The organism is Pseudomonas viridiflava (assembly GCF_900184295.1).
In the GTDB taxonomy this organism is placed as follows: Bacteria; Pseudomonadota; Gammaproteobacteria; order Pseudomonadales; family Pseudomonadaceae; genus Aquipseudomonas; species Aquipseudomonas viridiflava.
On record NZ_LT855380.1, the window covers coordinates 5,708,735 to 5,728,613 of the forward strand.

A 19,879-nucleotide genomic window follows, 5' to 3' on the forward strand; every position below is an offset into this window, starting at 1 on the left:
CGTTACCACGCAGAGCGCGGGAACGATCAAGCGCGCTCCAATTCAACACTCGAACCTAGTGCCCTTTCACGGACCCTGGGTTGATCATCCGCGACAGGCCGAGGTTTTTCAGTGCCAGCTGCAGCGAGCTGCTGATGACTTGCGGGTTATCGTTGGTCATCAATTGGGCCAGCAGGTCCTTGGCCTTGCTCAGGTTGATCTGGCGCAGCATCCACTTCACTTTCGGCAGGTTGGTGGCGTTCATCGACAGGCTGTCGAAGCCCATCGCCATCAACAGCACTGCGGCCGCTGGGTCGCCCGCCATTTCGCCACAGATACTGACCGGTTTGCCTTCGGCATGAGCGTCTCGCACCACGCTTTGCAGGGCCTGTAGCACCGCAGGGTGCAGGTAATCGTAGAGGTCGGCGACACGCGGGTTGTTGCGGTCGACCGCGAGCAGGTATTGGGTCAGATCGTTGGAGCCGACCGACAGGAAGTCCACCTGACGCGCCAGATCGCGGGTCTGATAGACCGCCGCCGGGACTTCGATCATCACCCCCACGGGCGGCATCGGCACGTCGGTGCCTTCGTCACGCACTTCACCCCAGGCGCGGTGGATCAGGTGCAGCGCTTCTTCCACCTCGTGGGTGCTGGAGATCATCGGCAGCAGAATGCGCAGGTTGTTCAGGCCTTCACTGGCCTTGAGCATGGCGCGGGTCTGAACCAGAAAGATTTCCGGGTGGTCGAGGGTCACACGAATGCCGCGCCAGCCAAGAAACGGGTTGTCTTCCTTGATCGGGAAGTACGACAGCGCCTTGTCGCCACCAATGTCCAGGCTGCGCATGGTCACCGGCAGCGGATGGAAAGCCGCCAGCTGCTCGCGGTAGATTGCCAGCTGTTCCTTTTCGCTCGGGAAGCGCTGGTTGATCATGAACGGCACTTCGGTGCGATACAGCCCGACACCTTCGGCGCCACGCTGCTGAGCACGCGCCACGTCGGCGAGCAGGCCGGTGTTGACCCAGAGCGGCATGCGATGCCCGTCCAGCGTCACGCACGGCAGCTCACGCAGCGCATCGAGGCCTTGGGAGAGCTGACGCTCCTCCTCGACCACTTTGCCGAACTGCTTGCGCATGATGTCGCTGGGGTTGGTGAAGACCTCACCGTGGTAGCCGTCGACGATCAGGTCGATGCCATCGACCTTGGAATACGGGAAGTCGACCAGACCCATGACCGTCGGAATACCCATGGCCCGGGCCAGAATCGCGACGTGGGAGTTACCGGAACCCTGCACCGAGACCAGACCGACCAGCTTGCCTTCCGGCACCTCACCGAGCATGGCCGGCGACAGTTCTTCGCTGACCAGAATCGTATTGTCGGGGTAGACCAGCGCCTGTTGCCGCGCTTCCTGAAGATAGGCCAGCAGGCGGCGACCCAGGTCCTTGACGTCCGAGGCCCGCTCGCGCAGGTAAGCGTCGTCCATCAGTTCGAAACGTTTGACGTGTTCGTTGACCACCGAGCGCAACGCGCCCTGCGCCCACTGGCCGGTCTTGATGACGTTGGTGACTTCACTGCCCAGCGAGGCATCGTCGAGCATCATCAGATAGACGTCGAACAGCGCGCGCTCTTCGGGGCGCAGCTGCGTGGCGAGCTTGGCAGACAGGGTGCGCATATCATTGCGCACGCCTTCCAGTGCGTTCTGGAACAGCGCCAGCTCGGCCGCGATGTCAGTAACCGTCTTGTCGGGAACCACTTCCAGATCGGCAGGTGGCAGCATGACCACCGCCACACCGACCGCAGCGCCGGGCGAACCGGCCACGCCGACGAATTTGGCTTCCTGAATACCCTTGCCCTGGCGACCCAGCCCCCGGATCGAGCCAGTGGCTTCGGCGTGAGCAATAACGCCCGCGAGCTGCGCGCTCATGGTGACGAGGAAGGCTTCTTCGCCCTCATCGAACTGGCGGCGCTCTTTTTGCTGGATCACCAGAACCCCGACCACACGGCGGTGGTGGATGATCGGCGCACCCAGGAACGACGCGTAACGCTCTTCACCGGTTTCGGCAAAGTAGCGATAACGAGGGTGATCGGCGGCGTTTTCGAGGTTCAGCGGTTCTTCGCGCGTGCCCACGAGACCCACGAGGCCTTCGTTCGGCGCCATGCTGACCTTGCCGATGGACCGTTTGTTGAGGCCTTCGGAGGCCATCAGTACAAAACGGTTGGCTTCGGCATCGAGCAGGTAGACCGAGCAGACCTGGCTGCCCATGGCCTCCTTTACGCGCAACACAATAATGCCCAACGCCGCCTTGAGATCCTTGGCGGAGTTAACTTCCTGGACGATCTTGCGCAGCGTATTGAGCATGGCTCGGGGTCGAACTCCGTGTCAGTCGCGCGATAAGAGGCGCGGGGCAAGCTCTTTGAGTGCGCGTCGATACACCTCGCGCTTGAATGTCACCACCTGGCCAAGCGGATACCAATAGCTGACCCAGCGCCAGCCATCGAACTCCGGTTTCCCGGTCAAATCCATCCGCACCCGCTGCTCGTTGGAGATCAGGCGCAGGAGAAACCATTTCTGCTTTTGGCCGATACACAGCGGTTGGCTATGAGTACGGACCAGTCGTTGCGGCAGACGATAGCGCAACCAGCCTCGAGTACAGGCAAGTATTTGCACATCATGTCGTTCAAGTCCGACTTCTTCATTCAACTCACGATAAAGCGCGTCTTCCGGCGTCTCCTGTGGGTTGATTCCCCCTTGCGGAAACTGCCAGGCATCCTGGTTAATACGCCGAGCCCATAGGACCTGACCAGCATCGTTTGTCAGAATAATCCCGACATTAGGACGGAAACCATCGGGGTCGATCACGGCAACAACCTCGCAAACGCATGTCGCCGCATTGTTCCACAAAGGCGATCAAACCAGCAACGAGGCTTGTCACCTTATGTGAAGACTTGTGAAAACCTCGTATTCTGATGCTCTTTTTTCAGCTAATTCAGCGAGTAACCGCATGCGCCTGGCACTATTCGACCTCGACAACACGCTTCTGGGTGGCGACAGCGATCACGCCTGGGGTGATTATCTGTGCCGTCGCGGCATCCTCGACACCGCGTCCTACAAAACCCGTAACGATGAGTTCTATCAGGATTACCTGGCTGGCACGTTAAACATGACCGACTACCTGAACTTCACACTGGAGATTCTGGGCGCGACCGAGATGGAACAGTTGGCGCAATGGCACCGTGAGTTCATGCGTGACTGCATCGAACCGATCATGCTGCCCAAGGCCATGGAATTGATCGCCAAGCACCGTGCGGCGGGCGACAAGCTGGTGGTGATTACCGCGACCAACCGTTTCGTGACGGCGCCCATCGTGGAGCGGCTGGGGATCGAGACGCTGCTGGCTACTGAATGCGAGATGATCGATGGCCGTTATACCGGCCGCACGACGGGCATTCCGTGCTTCCGTGAAGGCAAGGTCACGCGGTTGAATCTGTGGCTGGAAGAGAACGCGTTCAGCCTTGAGGACAGCTATTTCTATAGCGACTCGATGAACGATCTGCCGCTGCTGGAGCAAGTCGCCAATCCGGTCGCGGTCGATCCCGATCCGAAACTGCGCGCCGAAGCCGAACAACGCGGCTGGCCGGTGATCACGCTGCGCCACTGATTCAGCCAGTGCTTACGCCGGTTTGAAGCCCATCAGGCCGGCGATTACGACGAAACACACCACGCTGATGATCGCCAGTGCAAGGGTGAAGCCGCGCCTGTCGGTCCGCGCGCCGAGGCGCAATCGGTTCAGCCTCGCCACCAGCCATGCCCAGCTGAACAGGCCCACCGTATAGAGCACGCTGCTGCCCAACACCCAGGTCTGCCCCAGCGACAAACCTATCGAATGTACCAGCCACCAGCCGCTGAACGGCAGAATCGCCAGGCAGACCGCCATCAGCAGCCAGAAGAACAGCAATGGACGCTTGAGCAGACGCGTCTGGATGGTCGCATCACCTTCGAGGCGCACCTTGATGACGCCGCTGGCCAGCACCAGAACGCTGAGCAGCAACAGCGTGATGGCAGCGATGTGCAGGGTTTTCAGGGCAGTGACGGGTTCCATTGCAGGGTCTTCCTCTTGAATCGGGCGGGTTGAGTCTAGCAGTCAGACCTGCATCAACAGCTATAGCCTTTATGCTGATCGTTCCTCACGCTCCGCGTGGGAATGCCGCTCAGGACGCTCCGCGTCCCGGTGTAAGCAGCTTGAAGGCCTCAGCCCAAGAACAACCGGTACGCCGGGTTCTCGCTTTCATCCCAGTACGGATAGCCGATCTCGGCCAGCGCCTGGCTCACCAGGTGCCGCTCGTCCTCAGGCACCACCAGCCCTGCAACCACTCGACCATCCGCCGCACCATGGTTGCGGTAGTGGAACATCGAGATGGTCCAGCGTCCGCCCAGACGGTTAAGAAAGTTGAACAACGCACCGGGCCGTTCGGGGAATTCGAAGCGCAGCACCACTTCATCGCTGACCCGCTCGGCGTGTCCACCCACCATGTGGCGGATGTGCAGCTTGGCCAGTTCGTTGTCGGTCAGGTCCAGCACCGGAAAGCCCTGCTCGGTCAGGCTGGCGATCAACGCGCTGCGCGGATCGTTCTCGGGGTGGGTCTGCACGCCGACGAAGATGTGGGCTTCGCGGTCGGTGTGGTAGCGGTAGTTGAATTCGGTGATCTGCCGTTTGCCGATGGCCTCGCAGAACGCCTTGAAGCTGCCGGGCCGTTCGGGGATGGTCACGGCGATGATCGCTTCGCGGCCTTCGCCCAGTTCGGCACGCTCGGCCACGTGGCGCAAGCGGTCGAAGTTGACGTTGGCCCCGGAGTCGATCGCCACCAGGGTCTGGCCGCTGACACCGCGTTGCTCGACGTACTTCTTGATCCCCGCCACGGCCAGCGCGCCGGAAGGTTCGGTGATGGAGCGGGTGTCGTCGTAGATGTCCTTGATCGCCGCACAGATCTCGTCGGTGCTGACCGTGATCACTTCATCCACGTAGTGACGGCAGACCTCAAAGGTGTGATGGCCGATCTGCGCCACGGCCACGCCATCGGCAAACAGCCCGACCTGGCTGAGCACCACACGCTCGCCCGCGGCCATGGCGGCTTGCAGGCAGTTGGAATCGTCCGGCTCGACGCCGATCACCTTGATCTCGGGCCGCAAATACTTCACGTAGGCCGCAATCCCCGCGATCAGTCCACCGCCGCCCACCGGCACGAAGATCGCGTCCAGTTGCCCCGGCTGCTGGCGCAGGATTTCCATGGCAACCGTGCCTTGACCGGCAATGGTGTCGGGATCGTCATAGGGATGGATGTACACAAAACCCTGCTCGTCGACCAGCTTCAGCGAATACGCCAACGCCTCGGGAAACGAATCGCCATGCAGTACCACGGTCGCCCCGCGTGAGCGTACGCCCTCTACCTTGATTTCAGGCGTGGTGCGCGGCATGACGATGGTCGCCTTGATGCCCAGCTCCCGCGCCGCCAGCGCCAGCCCTTGCGCATGGTTGCCCGCCGAAGCCGTGACCACGCCGCGCCCCGCGTCTTCAGCGGTCAGCTGCGCCAGCTTGTTATAAGCGCCGCGAATCTTGAACGAGAACACCGGCTGCAAGTCTTCGCGCTTGAGCAGCACCTGATTGCCGAGCCGTTCGGAGAGCTGACGCGCGCCATGCAGCGGCGTCTCGATGGCGACGTCGTAGACGCGGGAAGTGAGGATTTTCTTGACGTACTGTTCAAGCATCGGGACGACATCACTGGCGGAAAGGGCAAGACCGGCAAGTCTACCCCGCAGTCCGATGCACGACCATACGAATGACGGGGCTTTACGCCGCGCTCGCCGCTATAATGCGGGCCCTTTTGCACACCTCTGGCACCGTGGAGCCCGCATGACCCAGGATCAACTCAAACAGGCAGTCGCCCAGGCAGCTGTCGATTTCATCCTTCCGAAGCTCGACGACAAGAGCATTGTGGGCGTCGGCACCGGCTCCACGGCCAACTGCTTCATTGACGCGCTGGCCAAACACAAGGCCGCCTTCGACGGCGCCGTCGCCAGCTCCGAAGCCACCGCTGCGCGCCTCAAGGGCCAAGGCATTCCGGTGTATGAGCTCAACACGGTCAGCGATCTGGAGTTCTATATCGACGGCGCGGACGAGAGCGACGAGCACCTGAACCTGATCAAGGGCGGCGGCGCAGCCCTGACCCGCGAGAAGATCGTGGCGGCTGTCGCCAAGACCTTCATCTGCATCGCAGACGGCAGCAAGCTGGTGCCCGTGCTGGGCGCTTTCCCGCTGCCGGTTGAAGTCATCCCGATGGCGCGCAGCCATGTAGCGCGCCAACTGGTCAAGCTGGGCGGCGACCCGGTCTACCGTGAAGGCGTGCTGACCGACAACGGCAACATCATTATCGACGTGCACAACATGAGCATCACCAATCCGGTGGAGCTGGAAGCACAGATCAACGCCATCGTCGGCGTGGTCACCAATGGTCTGTTCGCGGCGCGTCCGGCGGATCTGCTGTTGCTGGGCACGGCCGAAGGTGTGAAAACCCTGACCCGCTAAGCGTCACGGCTTGAAGAAGTGCCCACCTTGCGTGGGCACTTTTGTTTCAACTGGCTAACGTTTCGCAGGGTTATGGCTTGCGAAACACATAGAACAGGTTCGGCTCGCTCACCAGATACAGCACTTCATCGTCGTCCATGGCCACGCCTTCGGCCTGGGGCACGGTCTTGCTCAGGCCCATCTGCCCCTTCTTCAGCGAGCCGCTGCCAATCGGACGGCCATCGATATCCAGCTCGACGATCTGCCTGGACTCATCGGACAATGCCAGCAAGTGACCGCTGTTCTGATCGAACTGCAGACTGGAAAGATCGCGCACGAACAGACCGGCATCGCGTTTGCTGTCGGAAATCACCTGAAGATTGCTTGGGCCTTCTGCATTAGTCTTGGGGAAGCCGCGCACTTCGATGATCTGCACCGGATCACGCTCGCGGGCGACGAACAGACGCTCACGGTGCCGGTCATAGGCCAGACCTTCATAGCCCTTGTTGCCGCCCGCGTTGAGCCCCAGCGTCAGTTGTTCGGCATTGGCCGCATCCACCGACTGGGTGCTGTCATCGATGTGCACCTTGATCAAGCGCTGCTGGCGCTCGTCGCTGATCACGTACACGCCAGGACTGATGTACTCGACGGCTTCCGCATCACCGAAACCGATCAACTTGATGCGTCGCAGGATGTGCCCATCGAGACTCAACTCGACCATTTCGGCGTTCTGGTTGGTCACCGTGAACAGACTTTTACGATCAGGATCGTAGCTCAGGCCCGAAACGTCGTCTGTCAGCCCGTCGATAACCTGCCCTTCGATCACCGCCCGGTATTGATCAAGGCCGATGGCTTCCTGCGAATCGGACTGCCAGAACATCTGCCAATCGAACTGAGCACGCTCCACGAAACGGTATCGCTGGTTGGCGATGGAAAACAGCAAGACGATCAACGGCACGAGGATGACAAGCAGGAGCAAAGAGCGGGTAGAGCGACGCATTGGGGTGACTCGAAAAGGTTGAGCGGGCGGCATTGATAGCACGCCATTCTGAAAACAAGCTTAATGGCGTAGTGCTACTTTTTTACCAAGTATGTGTCGCCGTCCTGGCTCAGTGCTTGCGAAACGAATAGAACAGGTTCGGTTCGCTCACCATGTACAACGTTCCTGCCTCATCCAGCGCAACGCCTTCAGCACGCGGAATCGTTTCTTTCAGGCCATTCATGCCACCCAGCAAGGTCATGAAGCTGACCTGTTCGCCCTGCTCATCCACCTCCAGCAGCAGATGCGAGTCCGCCGACAAAGCCAGCATGTGGCCGGTGCGCGGGTCGATGCTCAACGACGACAGGTTACGCATGTCCAGCGAACGGCTTGGCAGTTTCTGCTTATCGCCCTTGAGCACGTCACTGCCATCGCTTTTCCAGGTGTACAGCGCAGCAGGCCGCTCTTCGCCCAGTATCAACTGTTGGCGACGCGGGTCCCAGGCGATGCCTTCGAAACCCTTGTTCTGGTTGTCGGATTTGCCCAGATCGTATTTCGGGAAGTCCTCGATGTTCAGCGTCGTGGTCTCTGCCGTGACCTTGACGATGGTCAGTTGATGCTGACGCTCGTCGGTGATGGCGATCAGTCCGTCGTTCATCACTGCCACGCCCTCTGGATTGCTCCAGCCGACCAGCGGGATCTTGCGCAGCACATCACCCGTAAGCGTCAGCTCGACCAGAAAGGCGTTCTTGCCCATAACGGCGAACAGAGTCTTGGTGATCGGGTTATAAGACAGGTCCGAAGCCTCGTCCTTTTCCATGCCGGGCAACGCTTTCGCATCGATCTCTACATGGTAGTCCGGCAACCAGATGCTTGCGCTGCGGCCCGCCTTGTTCTCGAAACTTTCCTGAACCCAGAGCACCGCACGATCATCCCAGTGCATCGCAAAGGCCAGGCCGTAGCCCATGATGACCGCCAGTAACAGCCACGAATACCAGCGCAGGCTCCGAATGAAGGCAAAGCGTTTCTTGGCGGCAGGCAGCGTTTGGGCAGGGAGGGGCATTCAAGGTGTTCCCGAGCAGAGGTAACGTCGACAGGGCTTATCGCCCTTGAAGGGCCGGCAGGATTATCCAGAACAGGTGTGAAAAAAACGCAAATCGGAATGAACTATTACCCAGCGGATAAACAAAAGCCACCCGGACGTTAATCCGGATGGCTTTCGGTGAGCGCTTTTCGAAACGCTTAGCGAACGACGCTCTCGAATGGCGTCTGACCGCCCAGTTCAAGAACGATCTGGTCACCGGCTTCGAACGGCCCTACGCCCGCTGGCGTGCCAGTCATGATGATGTCACCGGCCTGCAGGGAAAAGTTGGCCGCCATGTGCTGGATCATCGGCACGATCGGGTTGAGCATCAGGCTGCTGTTGCCGTCCTGGACAACCTTGCCGTTGATGGTCAGACGAATGCCGATGTCGGTCAGGTCCGGAAAGGTCTCGGCCGGCACGAACGGTGCGATGACCGCAGCGCCATCGAAGCACTTGGCCAGTTCCCACGGCAGGCCCTTCTCACGCAGACGCGACTGCACGTCACGCAGGGTCAGGTCCAGACCTGGGGCAAAACCGCTGATGGCATCCAGCACTTCTTCGCGGGATGGATTCTTGGTCAACGGCTTGCCGATCAGTACCACGATTTCGGCTTCGTAATGCACCGAACCACGGTCGGCTGGAATGGTGAAACCGCCTTCCAGTGCAACCACCGCGCTGCCCGGCTTCATGAAGATCAACGGCTCGGTGGGAACCGGGTTGCCCAACTCTTTGGCGTGCTCAGCGTAATTGCGACCGATACACACCACTTTGCCCAGCGGAAAGTGGATATTCGTTCCATCGACATATTTGTGCTGGTAGCTCATGACGTCTCCTGAGTCTGATAAAGGCGGTTTTTATAAGGTTTTATAACGCGTTGTGAAACGTTACGACAGTCGTCAAACAGCGAATATCTTGCCGGGGTTCATGATGCCGTTCGGATCGAAGATCGCTTTCATGGCTTTCATGTACTCGATTTCGACCGGCGAGCGGCTGTAGGTCAGGTAGTCGCGCTTGGTCATGCCGACGCCGTGCTCGGCAGAAATCGAGCCGTTGTATTTCTCTACCGTCTCGAACACCCACTTGTTGACGCGGGCGCATTTGATGAAGAACTCGTCCTTGTCGAGGTTTTCCGGCTTGAGGATGTTCAGGTGCAGGTTGCCGTCGCCGATATGGCCATACCAGAGCACGTCGAAGTCGGGATAGTGTTCGCCGACAATGGCGTCAATTTCAGCCAGGAACTGTGGCACTTTCGAGACAGTGACCGAGATATCGTTCTTGTAGGGCGTGAAGTGCGAGATGGTTTCGGAGATGTACTCGCGCAGCTTCCACAGATTGCGCAATTGCTGCTCGCTCTGGCTCATCACGCCATCCAGCACCCAGCCCTGTTCGACGCAGTGTTCGAAAGTCGCCAGCGCCTGATTGGCCAGATCCTCGGTGGTGGCTTCGAATTCCAGCAATACGTAGAACGGGCACGGCGTATCGAACGGCGAAGGCACGTCACCCCGCGCCATGACCCGGGCAAAGGATTTGTCGGAGAAGAATTCAAAAGCCGTCAGGTCGAGCTTGCCGTGGAAGGCATGCAGCACCGGCATGATCGAATTGAAGTCGGTGGTGCCGAGCACCATGGCGGTCAGGTTTCGCGGGGCACGGTCCAGACGCATGGTGGCTTCGACCACGAAGCCCAGCGTGCCCTCGGCCCCGATGAACAACTGACGCAGGTCGTAACCGGTGGCGTTCTTGATCAGGTCCTTGTTCAGTTCCAGCAGATCGCCCTTGCCGGTCACGACCTTGAGGCCTGCGACCCAGTTGCGCGTCATGCCGTAGCGAATGACCTTGATCCCGCCCGCATTGGTGCCGATGTTGCCGCCAATCTGGCTGGAGCCTGACGAGGCGAAGTCGACCGGGTAATACAGCCCGTTTTCTTCAGCCGTTGTCTGCAATTGCCGGGTGATCACGCCCGGCTGGCAGACGGCCGTGCGATCCGTCAGGTTGAGGTCCAGAATCCGGTTCATGTAGTCAAACGAAACCACCACCTCGCCGTTGGCCGCCACCGCAGCGGCCGAGAGCCCGGTTCTGCCGCCCGAAGGCACCAGCGCGACCAGACGCTCGTTGGCCCAGCGCACGATGGCCTGCACCTGTTCAATGGTCTTGGGAAACACGATGGCCAGCGGGGCCGGGACGAATTGTTTGGTCCAGTCCTTGCCGTAAGTCTGCAGGGAATCCTCGTCGATCAGCACTTTGCCGGGGTCGACCAGGGTCTTGAGCTCATCAATCAAAGCGGGATGGGTCATGGACTCAACTCTCGAACAATTCATGGGCATCCTGAGAACGGTTCACGTTCAAGAATGGGGTTTCGCGGGGGGCTTATGCTAGCATACGCCCCCCGTGAACAGCGCCTGACGCCGTTTCGGCCACCCCCTGCCAATTTTCTCCGGGACACAGGTTTACGCAGATGAGCAAGACTTCCCTCGACAAGAGCAAGATCAAGTTCCTTCTTCTCGAAGGCGTCCATCAATCCGCCGTCGACGTCCTCAAGGCAGCCGGTTACACCAGCATCGAGTACCACACCAAGTCTCTGCCGGAAGCCGAGCTGAAGGAAAAGATCGCCGACGCTCATTTCATCGGTATCCGCTCCCGCACCCAACTGACCGAAGAAATGTTCGATTGCGCCAAGAAACTGGTCGCGGTCGGCTGCTTCTGCATCGGCACCAACCAGGTTGACCTGGGCGCGGCTCGTGAGCGCGGTATCGCGGTGTTCAACGCGCCGTACTCCAACACCCGTTCGGTCGCCGAACTGGTACTGGCCGAGGCCATCCTGCTGCTGCGCGGCATCCCCGAGAAGAATGCGTCCTGCCACCGTGGCGGCTGGATCAAGAGCGCTGCCAACTCGTTCGAAATCCGTGGCAAGAAGCTGGGCATCATCGGCTACGGCTCGATCGGTACGCAGTTGTCGGTTCTGGCTGAAAGCCTGGGCATGCAGGTGTTCTTCTTCGACCCGCTGACCAAGCTGCCACTGGGCAACGCAACCCAGGTCACCAGCCTGAACGAACTGCTGGGTCTGGCCGACATCGTTTCCCTGCACGTGCCTGAGCTGCCGTCCACCCAGTGGATGATCGGCGAGAAGGAAATTCGTGCCATGAAGAAAGGCGCGATCCTGATCAACGCGGCGCGCGGCACCGTGGTCGAGCTGGACGCCCTGGCTGATGCAATCAAGGACAAGCACCTGATCGGCGCGGCCATCGACGTGTTCCCGGTCGAGCCACGCTCGAACGACGACATCTTCGAAAGCCCGCTGCGTGGCCTGGACAACGTGATTCTGACCCCGCACATCGGTGGTTCCACTGCCGAAGCGCAGGCCAACATCGGACTGGAAGTGGCAGAAAAGCTGGTCAAGTACAGCGACAACGGCACCTCGGTGTCCTCGGTCAACTTCCCGGAAGTGGCACTGCCCGCTCACCCTGGCAAGCACCGCCTGCTGCACATCCACGAAAACATCCCCGGCGTGCTCAGCGAGATCAACAAGGTCTTCGCCGAGAACGGCATCAACATCTCCGGTCAGTTCCTGCAGACCAACGAGAAAGTGGGTTACGTGGTGATCGACGTCGACGCCGAATACTCGGATCTGGCGCAAGAGAAGCTGCAGCACATCAAAGGCACTATCCGCAGTCGCGTTCTGTTCTGATAGCCCTGCGGCATTGAAAAAGGAGACCTTCGGGTCTCCTTTTTTGTGGGTGGTTCTACGTGCGCTAGATGTCAGTGACGCAGCAGTTTGCGCAACGGCACGCCGTCTTTCATGACCGGGGATTTGATGACGATGTAGCTGAAGTACTTGGAGATGCCGATGTTCTTGTCCAGCAGTTCTTCGATCACTTCCTGATAGTGCTGAATGCTGCGGGTCATGAAGCGCACCAAATAGTCGTAGCCGCCGCTGATCAAGTGACACTCCAGCACTTCGTCCACATGGCGAATGTTGGCTTCGAACTTGGCGAAGTCTTCGCGTTTGTGGTCACTGAGGGATATTTCCGTGAACACCGTGACCGATTCAGTGATCTTTGCGAGATTCAGGTGCGCCTTGTAGCTGGAAATGTAACCTGCCGACTCCAGGCGCTTGACGCGTTGCAGGCAGGGGCTCGCTGACAGCCCGACGGCATCGGCGAGGCTGACGTTGGTCATGCGCCCGTCTTTCTGGAGTTCTACCAGGATATTGATATCAATCCGATCCAGTTTGACCAAGCCTTCCATTACCTACCTCGTGTTGTGCCGTTCACAGTGCCTACCTTCTAGCAAAATCAGCGCCGTAAGGACAGCTGATGCTGAGCGACCAGATCGGCCATGCTGTTGATACAGATGTCTGCCGGACATGGCTGGCTGTGTTGCGCACGGCTTCTGCGGATCAGACAGAGACCGCCGTTGCCCAACGCGGTGGCGGGCGGACGCGACACCACGAGGGTCTCGGCAGGGTCCAGATCCATTCCGACGAGCCATTGCGGATCGTCCAGTGGATGGGTTGTCAGCGACAGCAGGCTGTCAGGCTCAAGCCCCAGCCGCTCACAGAGCAGACCCCGGTCCTGAAGATCACGGTCGGCGTAGACCAGCAGTCGGTAGAACTTGCGCAGATAGAGCATGGCGCCGGGTGCGTCTTCGAACAGCGTCCAATTGGGTACCGAACGGGCGAAGGTCATGCCCTCCTCCCAACTGGTTTTGATGCCCAGTCGCTCGGCCAGCTGGCGATGGGCAAAACACAACAGACCACTGAAGCCCAGCTCATCAAAACGCGGATAGAGCGTAGCGATGACCGCGTTGAATTCGGTCAGCACAGCATCCCGGTCCGGTGCGGACATGGCGTTGTCCAGCAGCGGCTGCAAGGCGGTCCAAACCCCGGAGTCGCGATCCACCAGAACTTCATCACAATCGATCAGCAGTGCGCGGTAATCAATAAGCCCCATGGCAGGCAACGTCTCCTTTCCAACAGTGAACCAAGGCGCCCGGTCGCAGCGTCTTGCAACGCCATGACCGGGCCTGGGCTCAGTTGGATTTCAATACTCGTGCCAGCGCGGCGTCGAGGATGGTCAGTGCTTCGTCAATCTGCTGCTCGGTGGTCACCAGCGGTGCCAGGAAGCGCAACACGTTGCGGTACACGCCGCACTTGATCACCAGCAGTCCGCCGATGCGTGCCTGATCGATGATCTTCGAGTTGAGGTCAGCGTCGGGGCTACGTTGGGCGTCATCCTTGATCATTTCCATGGCCAGCATGAAACCGGTGCCGCGCACGTCGCCGATGCAGCTGTAACGCTCTTTCAGCTTGAGCAGGCCTGCACGCAGGTGCTGACCCAGTTGCTCGCCACGCGCCAGCAGATTTTCCTGTTCGTAGGTGTCGATGACCGCCAGCGCGGCGGCGCAGGACAGCGCATTACCGCCGTAGGTGCCGCCCAAACCGCCCGGAAGCGGTGCGTCCATGATCTCGGCGCGACCGACCACGCCCGACAACGGCATGCCACCCGCCAGGCTCTTTGCGACGGTGACCAGATCCGGCTGGATACCGGCGTGCTCGAAACCGAACCACTTGCCGGTACGACCGAAACCGGTCTGGATTTCATCCAGGATCAGCACGATGCCGTGCTGCTCGGTCAGCGCCCGCAGCGCTTTCAGAAACTCGACCGGAGCGGTCAGAAAACCACCGTCGCCCTGCACAGGCTCGATGAGAATGGCCGCCACGCGATCAGGCGCAACCTGGGTCGCCAGCAGTTCATGCAGTGCGGCCAACGCCATTTCGCTGGTGACGCCGCGGTATTCGTTCGGATACGGGGTGTGAAACACTTCAGGCGCCATCGGCCCGAAGTTCTGCTTGTAAGGCTGGCTCATGCCGGTCAGCGTGGTGCCGAGCAGCGTGCGACCGTGAAAGCCGCCTCGGAATGAGATGATCGCCGGACGATTGGTGTGAGCGCGGGCGATCTTCACCGCGTTTTCCACCGCTTCGGCACCGGACGTGAAGAACACGGCCTTGTGATCGATGCCGCTCTGGCCGGCAACCAATAGACTCAGGCGCTTGGCCAGATCCACATAAGGCTGGTAGGACGCCACCTGAAAGCAGGCATGGGTCACTTTTTCCAACTGGCCCTGAATTGCCTTCACCACGTTCGGGTGATTGTGGCCGATGTTCAGCACGCCGATGCCACCCACGAAGTCCAGGTAACGCTTGCCGTCGACGTCCCACATCTCGGAACCCTGCGCGCGGTCGATGACCAGCGGGTGGGCCGTGACAATGCCGCGCGGCACGAACTGATCGCGCTGACGGAGCAGATGAGGTGTTTCGTCGACTTTGCTGTTCATGGTTTTACCTATAGTGAGCCAGGCAACCGGCGGGTGGCTGCGATGCTGTTCAGGTTAAGCGTTCGGCGAAACGATCTAAGCCGAACTTGGCCGCCCAGACGTCCATATCCACTGTTTTTTGCCTCGCAAACGGCAGATTCCTTCAAGCCGCCGAAGGCCGGTTAATCTGCCGCAAAACGCTCTTTTTCAGCGCGTAGCGTGCTTGGGAATAGACCTTTCAACAGATCGTGCTTCGTACTTGCGGCAAGATGGAGCCCCACTTTCATACTCAGGAAAAGCCCATGCCCGCCTTCCTCTACAAAGCCGATCCTGCACGCGCCGAACGCTGGCGAGTGCTGTTCGCCGAGCACGCGCCAGACATCGAATGGCGGGAATGGCCACACATCGGTAATCCGGACGACGTTCACTATCTGGGCGCCTGGCTGGCACCGGATGATCTGCAGACGTTACTGCCGAATCTGAAGGTGCTGTTCGCCCTGTCGGCGGGTGTCGATCAACTGGACCTGAGCCGCATTCCGGCATCGTTGCCTGTCGCGCGTCTGCTTGATCCGGGCATTGGCCGGGGGATGTACGAATACGCGACCTTCGCGGTGCTGAGCCTGCATCGCGACATGCTGCGCTATCGGCAACAGCAGGTAGAAGGACGCTGGAAGGCACATCCACTGACGCCTGCTCACCAACGTCGGGTGGGTGTGATGGGCCTGGGCCTGCAAGCGCAGCAGATTCTGTCGGCGCTGAAACCATTCGGTTTCAAGCTGTCAGGCTGGGCGCGCAGTGAACATCACGTCGAGGGCGTGACCTGCCACGCAGGCGAAGCGCAACTGCCAGCCTTTCTCGGCCAGTGCGACATTCTGCTGTGCGTACTGCCGTTGACCGGACAAACCGAAGGCATCCTCAATGGCACGCTGTTCGAGCAATTGCCTCCCGGTGCCGCGCTGATCAACATGGGCCGTGGCGGGCATCTGGTGGAACAGGATCTGTTGGCGGCGCTGGACAGCGGCCAGCTCAGCGCTGCGGTGCTGGACGTGTTGCAACAAGAACCAGCACCGGCCGATCATCCGTTCTGGGCACACCCGAACATTTTGCTGACGCCACACGTGGCGGCCATGACCCAGCCGGAAAGCGCGTTCCCGGGGCTGCTGGACAATATTCGACGCTTCGAGCGTGGCGAAGTCATGAAGGGTCAGGTGGATCGCGGCCAGGGTTACTGAACCACGAGCCGCTTCGCTTACCGACAGGCATGAAGGGTTTGTCTTACAATGGCGCTCGTTCAACCGAGAGCCTTGTCATGACCCGTACCGCCGCCCCGCGCAAACCCCGAGCACGCAGCCAGGCCAGGATCGACTCGATTCTGGACGCGGCCCGTACGTTGCTGGCGTCGGAAGGAGTGGCCAGCCTGTCGATTTACAGCGTGGCGGAGCGTGCGGGTATTCCGCCGTCCTCGGTCTATCACTTCTTCGCCAGCGTACCGGCGTTGCTTGAAGCCCTGACGGCAGACATCCATGCAGCCTTTCGCGCCTCCCTGCAAGCCCCTATCGAACATGATTCGCTCGACAACTGGCGAGACCTGTCGCGGGTGGTGGAGATGCGCATGCTGGACATCTACAACGCCGACGCCGCCGCACGCCAGTTGATCCTGGCGCAGCACGGCCTGACCGAGATCAATCAGGCTGACCGTCAGCACGACATTGAACTGGGCCACTTGATGCTCGAGGTGTTCAACCGCCACTTCCACCTGCCCGCGCTGCCGGACGACGTGGACGTGTTCGCGCTGGCCATGGAGCTAGGCGACCGGGTGTATGCCCGGTCGGTGCAACTGCACGGTGAGATTACCCCGCGCATGGCGGTGGAAGGGATGCGGGTGTTTGATGCGTATGTGGGGTTGTACTTGCCGGTTTATTTGCCGAAGAGATCTGTTTGAGAGCCCTTATTGACGAATGGTGGCCACTTCACTAGACGTCTGGGCATAAGTTTCTATCCTTCTGTTCGCAGCGTTCAGCAAAGTCCGATTCTCATCAAACGCTGCTTGGCTGAAGCCTGGCTTTGACCGATTTGCATCCATATATTCGTTATTCAGTTTTCTGTATGCGGCCTCCCGAAGCGTTGCTCGGGCATCGAGTCGTCCGAGCAGATAAGGATCTGCCCCAAGCAAACTGTTGGTAACAGCAAAACTTTCCATTGCAGACTCATATTCCCTTTTTGCTTTTTTGACCTTGGCGGCTCCATCATCCCGTAGCGCATTGCGCTTTCTGGACCGGCCTGGTTTCGCAACAGAAGGCGAGGTTACATTGACTTCGGAAGACGGTATTGGCTGAGTGGGTGATCGCGAGGCAACAGAGGCTGTACTGGCAACCGTTGATGAAACGGGAACCCCGTTGCCCACTCCGGGAACGGCGTGCCCTGCAGGTAATGACCCCATCACTCTTGGCAGCGAAGAATGTTCAGCCCCAAAAACCATTGCGCGCTTGGCAGGCTGCATCTTAAGTAATGCTAAATACCTGGGCATATGCCCTGTCGGATCATCAAAATTAACCGGGTCCCCCTGACAATAGGCATACGCATTCAAGCCCCCCTCCTCGAACGGACTCAGGCTGTCCGGACTGTTGAACCGCATTAACACCGGGTTGAACGCTCGATAACCGTTGCCCAGCAAATAATGGCCGGTCACGGGATCGCAGCGTTCACCATTGAAGCCCATCAACGAGGCCGAGCTGACTTCAGCCGGGAGATGTCCGTAAGGCATATAGGCCATCGCTTCCGGGCCGGAACTGCCCAACTTATTGAGCACAGAGCGCTGTTGATCGGTGGCAAGAAGATTGACGATGGTGTCAGTATTTTCGACTTGTGCCTGGGCCAGCAGCAGATCATCGTGCTGAACAACAATGCGCGTCACGGAGCCCTGAATTTCCGTCGCCAAATGGCTTTTCTGGTAAAAGCACTTCACATCCGGCCGTCCCGCAGACGTGCTGGCGGTCAGTCGATCAAGCGCATCGTAGCGATAACGGCTGAGCACTGCGTTCGTGGGGAATGCCATGTTGAGCCCTCCAAGAGCAACAGACGCTCAGCATCCTGCAAACCGGGCACAGGCGACACCTGTCAAAACTGCTAGCCCGGTCCCTAACGCCGACCAACAGCCGCTTCCTGCAGAGCCGACAGGCGCACACTTTACAGCGTGGCGTTTCGATGATTGGCTGGCGAAGGCAATGTCTTTCCAGAAACCATGGATGACCACGTCAATACATCCACTCTTTATGATGAGGGAACATCATGAGTCATCAAGACAAGCAATCCAAAGGCCCCCTGCTGGACACCGGTTTTGGTGAAGGCGGCATATCCAGACTGAAGGCTCTGGGGACCGGCATCGTGTATGCGGTCGAACAACGCTCGGACGAAAAAATCATTTCATGCTTTTCCGACGCCTCTCAATGCGGCCTCGTCTGTCTTTCTGACGCTGGAAAGCTGGACACATCGTACGGAGATTCAGGCTACATAATCCCGCAATTCGATGCGTCGAACTTTGCCTGGGTTTTCAATCAGGTTATTACGTTGCCGGATGAAAAATACCTGCTATGCCCTGTGGCTCATGGAGCCAGTGCGTTGGGTCTGGCCCGCGTCGACAAATCTGGCAAACTGGATTCAACGTTCGGGGGTAATCAAAACGGGTTTATCGTTCAATACCTGCCTTTGGAATCACAAGGAAAAGCGGGTTCTGCAAGCACGCCAGTCAGGCCCGATCCGCCCGTCGAACCGGAAGCTGGCGTTCTTCAGGCCGCCATGTCTCAACAAGCGGCTGCGAGCAGTTCAAAACACCTGTCAGATTCAGGCGTTATCGTTTACGCCACCCTTCAAAACCTCCCCGATGCCTACGTTCTGAGATACACCGATCAAGGTGCACTGGACGCATCGTTCGGAGACGGCGGCGTTACCACAATCAGACACACATCACCCAACGGGCTTGCAGGTTTGAGAGGACAGTTGGCATTGAAGGACGGCAAACATCTCATTTGGGGATCCATGCAGGAACCTGTTGAGGGTAAATACGCGTCAACAGGCTTCATCGCTCGTCTGAATGCAGATGGCTCAGTTGACACCGGTTATGGCGCAGCGGGCTACTTGATGTTCGATCCCGCGCCGGGTGAAAACGCAACAGTGCGCTATATCGTTGATTTACGGCCTGATGACGATGGCGGCTACTGGGGCTTTGGTAATGCGTCCCCGGCTGACGTAAAGAGCTATCAAGGTGCCTTGTTCAAACTGAACGCGGATGGACTTCCAGACAGCCAGTTCAGTGGTGGCCGTCCAATGCTTTATTCAATCGATGAGTCGGCAACCCTGCTGTACGGCATCGAAATTGATGCGCTCAAGCGGCTCATCATTGGCGGAAGTTTTTGGCAGGGCACCAATAATGGTGCGGGATTTGTCGCACGCCTGTTGCCTGATGGCACTGCCGATAAGTCTTTTACCGACTCTGGATGGGCCAAGTCGGAAATGGGCAGTCAGGATCGAATTACCGCTCTGAAGCTACAGGAAGATGGAGCATTACTGGTGGGTGGCAATGTGGACATCAGTCACCCCGTTGTAGCACGATTTACACTGCCTTCTTGAGTGTATGCCCGGTCTTTGCAAGCAGGGCGAGAGGTCTTTCATGAGCACCTCAACCTGCCGAGCACAATGATAAAAACCCCGAAGGGTCTTCACCGTTCGGGGTCGGGTGTTTAAGCGTGTTCACAGTTTGGCGATCGAGACCTCTGTGGATTTCACGAAAGCAATCACTTCGCTGCCCACCACCAGCTCCAGCTCTTTGACCGAGCGGGTGGTGATCACCGACGTCACGACGCCGGACGCGGTCTGTACATCGATTTCGGACAGCACGTCACCGTGGACGATTTCCTTGATGGTGCCCTTGAACTGGTTGCGAACGTTGATGGCTTTGATAGTCATGGCAGGTCT

General features: G+C 59.1%; 19 protein-coding genes. 6 read left to right on the forward strand and 13 right to left on the reverse strand.

The window, feature by feature from the left end; genetic code table 11:
• Nucleotides 1-55: 55 nt before the first annotated feature.
• A complete protein-coding gene (gene ptsP / locus CFBP1590_RS25595; protein WP_025994331.1) occupies nucleotides 56-2,335 on the reverse strand; it encodes a phosphoenolpyruvate--protein phosphotransferase in 2,280 nt (759 codons plus the stop codon).
• Between the two features lie 21 nt (nucleotides 2,336-2,356).
• A complete protein-coding gene (locus CFBP1590_RS25600) occupies nucleotides 2,357-2,836 on the reverse strand; it encodes an RNA pyrophosphohydrolase (RefSeq protein WP_002555745.1) in 480 nt (159 codons plus the stop codon).
• A gap of 142 nt (nucleotides 2,837-2,978) precedes the next feature.
• Between CFBP1590_RS25600 and CFBP1590_RS25605 the strand changes: the two genes are divergently transcribed.
• The gene (locus CFBP1590_RS25605; RefSeq protein ID WP_004882820.1) at nucleotides 2,979-3,635 is read left to right on the forward strand and encodes a histidinol-phosphatase; all 657 of its coding nucleotides are present in this window, start codon (nucleotides 2,979-2,981) and stop codon (nucleotides 3,633-3,635) included.
• A 12-nt stretch (nucleotides 3,636-3,647) separates the two neighbouring features.
• Here CFBP1590_RS25605 and CFBP1590_RS25610 read toward each other — a convergent pair whose 3' ends face one another.
• Nucleotides 3,648-4,076 (reverse strand): DUF2269 family protein, encoded by a 429-nt coding sequence (locus CFBP1590_RS25610; RefSeq protein ID WP_058432673.1) that lies wholly within the window; start codon nucleotides 4,074-4,076, stop codon nucleotides 3,648-3,650.
• Nucleotides 4,077-4,225: 149 nt separating this feature from the next.
• Nucleotides 4,226-5,740: a threonine ammonia-lyase, biosynthetic gene (gene ilvA / locus CFBP1590_RS25615; protein ID WP_088236187.1), complete on the reverse strand. Its 1,515-nt coding sequence runs from the start codon at nucleotides 5,738-5,740 to the stop codon at nucleotides 4,226-4,228.
• 145 nt (nucleotides 5,741-5,885) lie between these two features.
• On the opposite strand from ilvA, the gene rpiA reads away from it, so the two are divergent.
• Nucleotides 5,886-6,557 (forward strand): ribose-5-phosphate isomerase RpiA, encoded by a 672-nt coding sequence (gene rpiA / locus CFBP1590_RS25620; RefSeq protein WP_088236188.1) that lies wholly within the window; start codon nucleotides 5,886-5,888, stop codon nucleotides 6,555-6,557.
• A gap of 70 nt (nucleotides 6,558-6,627) precedes the next feature.
• Here the strand turns inward: rpiA and CFBP1590_RS25625 are convergent, their stop codons facing one another.
• The 4 genes from CFBP1590_RS25625 to CFBP1590_RS25640 form a co-directional block, all read right to left on the reverse strand.
• Nucleotides 6,628-7,536 (reverse strand): SdiA-regulated domain-containing protein, encoded by a 909-nt coding sequence (locus CFBP1590_RS25625; RefSeq protein WP_167383108.1) that lies wholly within the window; start codon nucleotides 7,534-7,536, stop codon nucleotides 6,628-6,630.
• Nucleotides 7,537-7,645: 109 nt separating this feature from the next.
• Entirely contained in the window at nucleotides 7,646-8,578 is a 933-nt protein-coding gene (locus tag CFBP1590_RS25630) for an SdiA-regulated domain-containing protein (RefSeq protein WP_058432790.1), read from the reverse strand.
• 179 nt (nucleotides 8,579-8,757) lie between these two features.
• The gene (locus CFBP1590_RS25635; protein WP_029243862.1) at nucleotides 8,758-9,423 is read right to left on the reverse strand and encodes a fumarylacetoacetate hydrolase family protein; all 666 of its coding nucleotides are present in this window, start codon (nucleotides 9,421-9,423) and stop codon (nucleotides 8,758-8,760) included.
• Nucleotides 9,424-9,495: 72 nt separating this feature from the next.
• On the reverse strand, nucleotides 9,496-10,890 hold the full coding sequence (locus CFBP1590_RS25640) for a D-2-hydroxyglutarate dehydrogenase (protein WP_088236190.1): 1,395 nt from the start codon (nucleotides 10,888-10,890) through the stop codon (nucleotides 9,496-9,498).
• Nucleotides 10,891-11,051: 161 nt separating this feature from the next.
• Here CFBP1590_RS25640 and serA point away from each other — a divergent pair, with 161 nt between their 5' ends.
• The gene (gene serA / locus CFBP1590_RS25645) at nucleotides 11,052-12,281 is read left to right on the forward strand and encodes a phosphoglycerate dehydrogenase (RefSeq protein WP_004882828.1); all 1,230 of its coding nucleotides are present in this window, start codon (nucleotides 11,052-11,054) and stop codon (nucleotides 12,279-12,281) included.
• 71 nt (nucleotides 12,282-12,352) lie between these two features.
• On the opposite strand, the gene CFBP1590_RS25650 is transcribed toward serA, so the two are convergent.
• From CFBP1590_RS25650 to gabT, 3 genes are all read right to left on the reverse strand, one after another.
• On the reverse strand, nucleotides 12,353-12,841 hold the full coding sequence (locus CFBP1590_RS25650; protein WP_002555947.1) for an Lrp/AsnC family transcriptional regulator: 489 nt from the start codon (nucleotides 12,839-12,841) through the stop codon (nucleotides 12,353-12,355).
• 47 nt (nucleotides 12,842-12,888) lie between these two features.
• A complete protein-coding gene (locus CFBP1590_RS25655; protein ID WP_088236191.1) occupies nucleotides 12,889-13,545 on the reverse strand; it encodes an HAD family hydrolase in 657 nt (218 codons plus the stop codon).
• Between the two features lie 79 nt (nucleotides 13,546-13,624).
• Nucleotides 13,625-14,929: a 4-aminobutyrate--2-oxoglutarate transaminase gene (gabT, locus tag CFBP1590_RS25660; protein WP_088236192.1), complete on the reverse strand. Its 1,305-nt coding sequence runs from the start codon at nucleotides 14,927-14,929 to the stop codon at nucleotides 13,625-13,627.
• A gap of 281 nt (nucleotides 14,930-15,210) precedes the next feature.
• On the opposite strand from gabT, the gene CFBP1590_RS25665 reads away from it, so the two are divergent.
• Entirely contained in the window at nucleotides 15,211-16,140 is a 930-nt protein-coding gene (locus CFBP1590_RS25665) for a 2-hydroxyacid dehydrogenase (RefSeq protein WP_088236193.1), read from the forward strand.
• Nucleotides 16,141-16,217: 77 nt separating this feature from the next.
• Nucleotides 16,218-16,850, forward strand: coding sequence for a TetR/AcrR family transcriptional regulator (locus CFBP1590_RS25670; protein ID WP_073169270.1), 633 nt, complete (start codon nucleotides 16,218-16,220; stop codon nucleotides 16,848-16,850).
• A 6-nt stretch (nucleotides 16,851-16,856) separates the two neighbouring features.
• Here the strand turns inward: CFBP1590_RS25670 and CFBP1590_RS25675 are convergent, their stop codons facing one another.
• The gene (locus CFBP1590_RS25675; protein ID WP_088236194.1) at nucleotides 16,857-17,963 is read right to left on the reverse strand and encodes an RHS repeat-associated core domain-containing protein; all 1,107 of its coding nucleotides are present in this window, start codon (nucleotides 17,961-17,963) and stop codon (nucleotides 16,857-16,859) included.
• A 233-nt stretch (nucleotides 17,964-18,196) separates the two neighbouring features.
• On the opposite strand from CFBP1590_RS25675, the gene CFBP1590_RS25680 reads away from it, so the two are divergent.
• Nucleotides 18,197-19,534, forward strand: a complete 1,338-nt coding sequence (locus CFBP1590_RS25680; protein ID WP_029243868.1) for a delta-60 repeat domain-containing protein — start codon at nucleotides 18,197-18,199, stop codon at nucleotides 19,532-19,534.
• Between the two features lie 120 nt (nucleotides 19,535-19,654).
• On the opposite strand, the gene CFBP1590_RS25685 is transcribed toward CFBP1590_RS25680, so the two are convergent.
• A complete protein-coding gene (locus CFBP1590_RS25685) occupies nucleotides 19,655-19,870 on the reverse strand; it encodes a TOBE domain-containing protein (RefSeq protein WP_002555770.1) in 216 nt (71 codons plus the stop codon).
• Between the last annotated feature and the right edge of the window lie 9 nt (nucleotides 19,871-19,879).

Bases quoted from the DNA above. Each gene is read 5' to 3' on its own strand.
- CFBP1590_RS25635 (WP_029243862.1), bottom strand. From the start codon at position 9,423: ATGAGCTACCAGCACAAATATGTCGATGGAACGAATATCCACTTTCCG.
- CFBP1590_RS25640 (WP_088236190.1), bottom strand. From the start codon at position 10,890: ATGACCCATCCCGCTTTGATTGATGAGCTCAAGACCCTGGTCGACCCC.
- CFBP1590_RS25650 (WP_002555947.1), bottom strand. From the start codon at position 12,841: ATGGAAGGCTTGGTCAAACTGGATCGGATTGATATCAATATCCTGGTA.
- CFBP1590_RS25625 (WP_167383108.1), bottom strand. From the start codon at position 7,536: ATGCGTCGCTCTACCCGCTCTTTGCTCCTGCTTGTCATCCTCGTGCCG.
- CFBP1590_RS25630 (WP_058432790.1), bottom strand. From the start codon at position 8,578: ATGCCCCTCCCTGCCCAAACGCTGCCTGCCGCCAAGAAACGCTTTGCC.
- CFBP1590_RS25655 (WP_088236191.1), bottom strand. From the start codon at position 13,545: ATGGGGCTTATTGATTACCGCGCACTGCTGATCGATTGTGATGAAGTT.
- CFBP1590_RS25610 (WP_058432673.1), bottom strand. From the start codon at position 4,076: ATGGAACCCGTCACTGCCCTGAAAACCCTGCACATCGCTGCCATCACG.
- serA (WP_004882828.1), top strand. From the start codon at position 11,052: ATGAGCAAGACTTCCCTCGACAAGAGCAAGATCAAGTTCCTTCTTCTC.
- rpiA (WP_088236188.1), top strand. From the start codon at position 5,886: ATGACCCAGGATCAACTCAAACAGGCAGTCGCCCAGGCAGCTGTCGAT.
- CFBP1590_RS25665 (WP_088236193.1), top strand. From the start codon at position 15,211: ATGCCCGCCTTCCTCTACAAAGCCGATCCTGCACGCGCCGAACGCTGG.
- gabT (WP_088236192.1), bottom strand. From the start codon at position 14,929: ATGAACAGCAAAGTCGACGAAACACCTCATCTGCTCCGTCAGCGCGAT.
- CFBP1590_RS25680 (WP_029243868.1), top strand. From the start codon at position 18,197: ATGAGTCATCAAGACAAGCAATCCAAAGGCCCCCTGCTGGACACCGGT.
- ptsP (WP_025994331.1), bottom strand. From the start codon at position 2,335: ATGCTCAATACGCTGCGCAAGATCGTCCAGGAAGTTAACTCCGCCAAG.
- ilvA (WP_088236187.1), bottom strand. From the start codon at position 5,740: ATGCTTGAACAGTACGTCAAGAAAATCCTCACTTCCCGCGTCTACGAC.
- CFBP1590_RS25670 (WP_073169270.1), top strand. From the start codon at position 16,218: ATGACCCGTACCGCCGCCCCGCGCAAACCCCGAGCACGCAGCCAGGCC.
- CFBP1590_RS25675 (WP_088236194.1), bottom strand. From the start codon at position 17,963: ATGGCATTCCCCACGAACGCAGTGCTCAGCCGTTATCGCTACGATGCG.
- CFBP1590_RS25685 (WP_002555770.1), bottom strand. From the start codon at position 19,870: ATGACTATCAAAGCCATCAACGTTCGCAACCAGTTCAAGGGCACCATC.
- CFBP1590_RS25605 (WP_004882820.1), top strand. From the start codon at position 2,979: ATGCGCCTGGCACTATTCGACCTCGACAACACGCTTCTGGGTGGCGAC.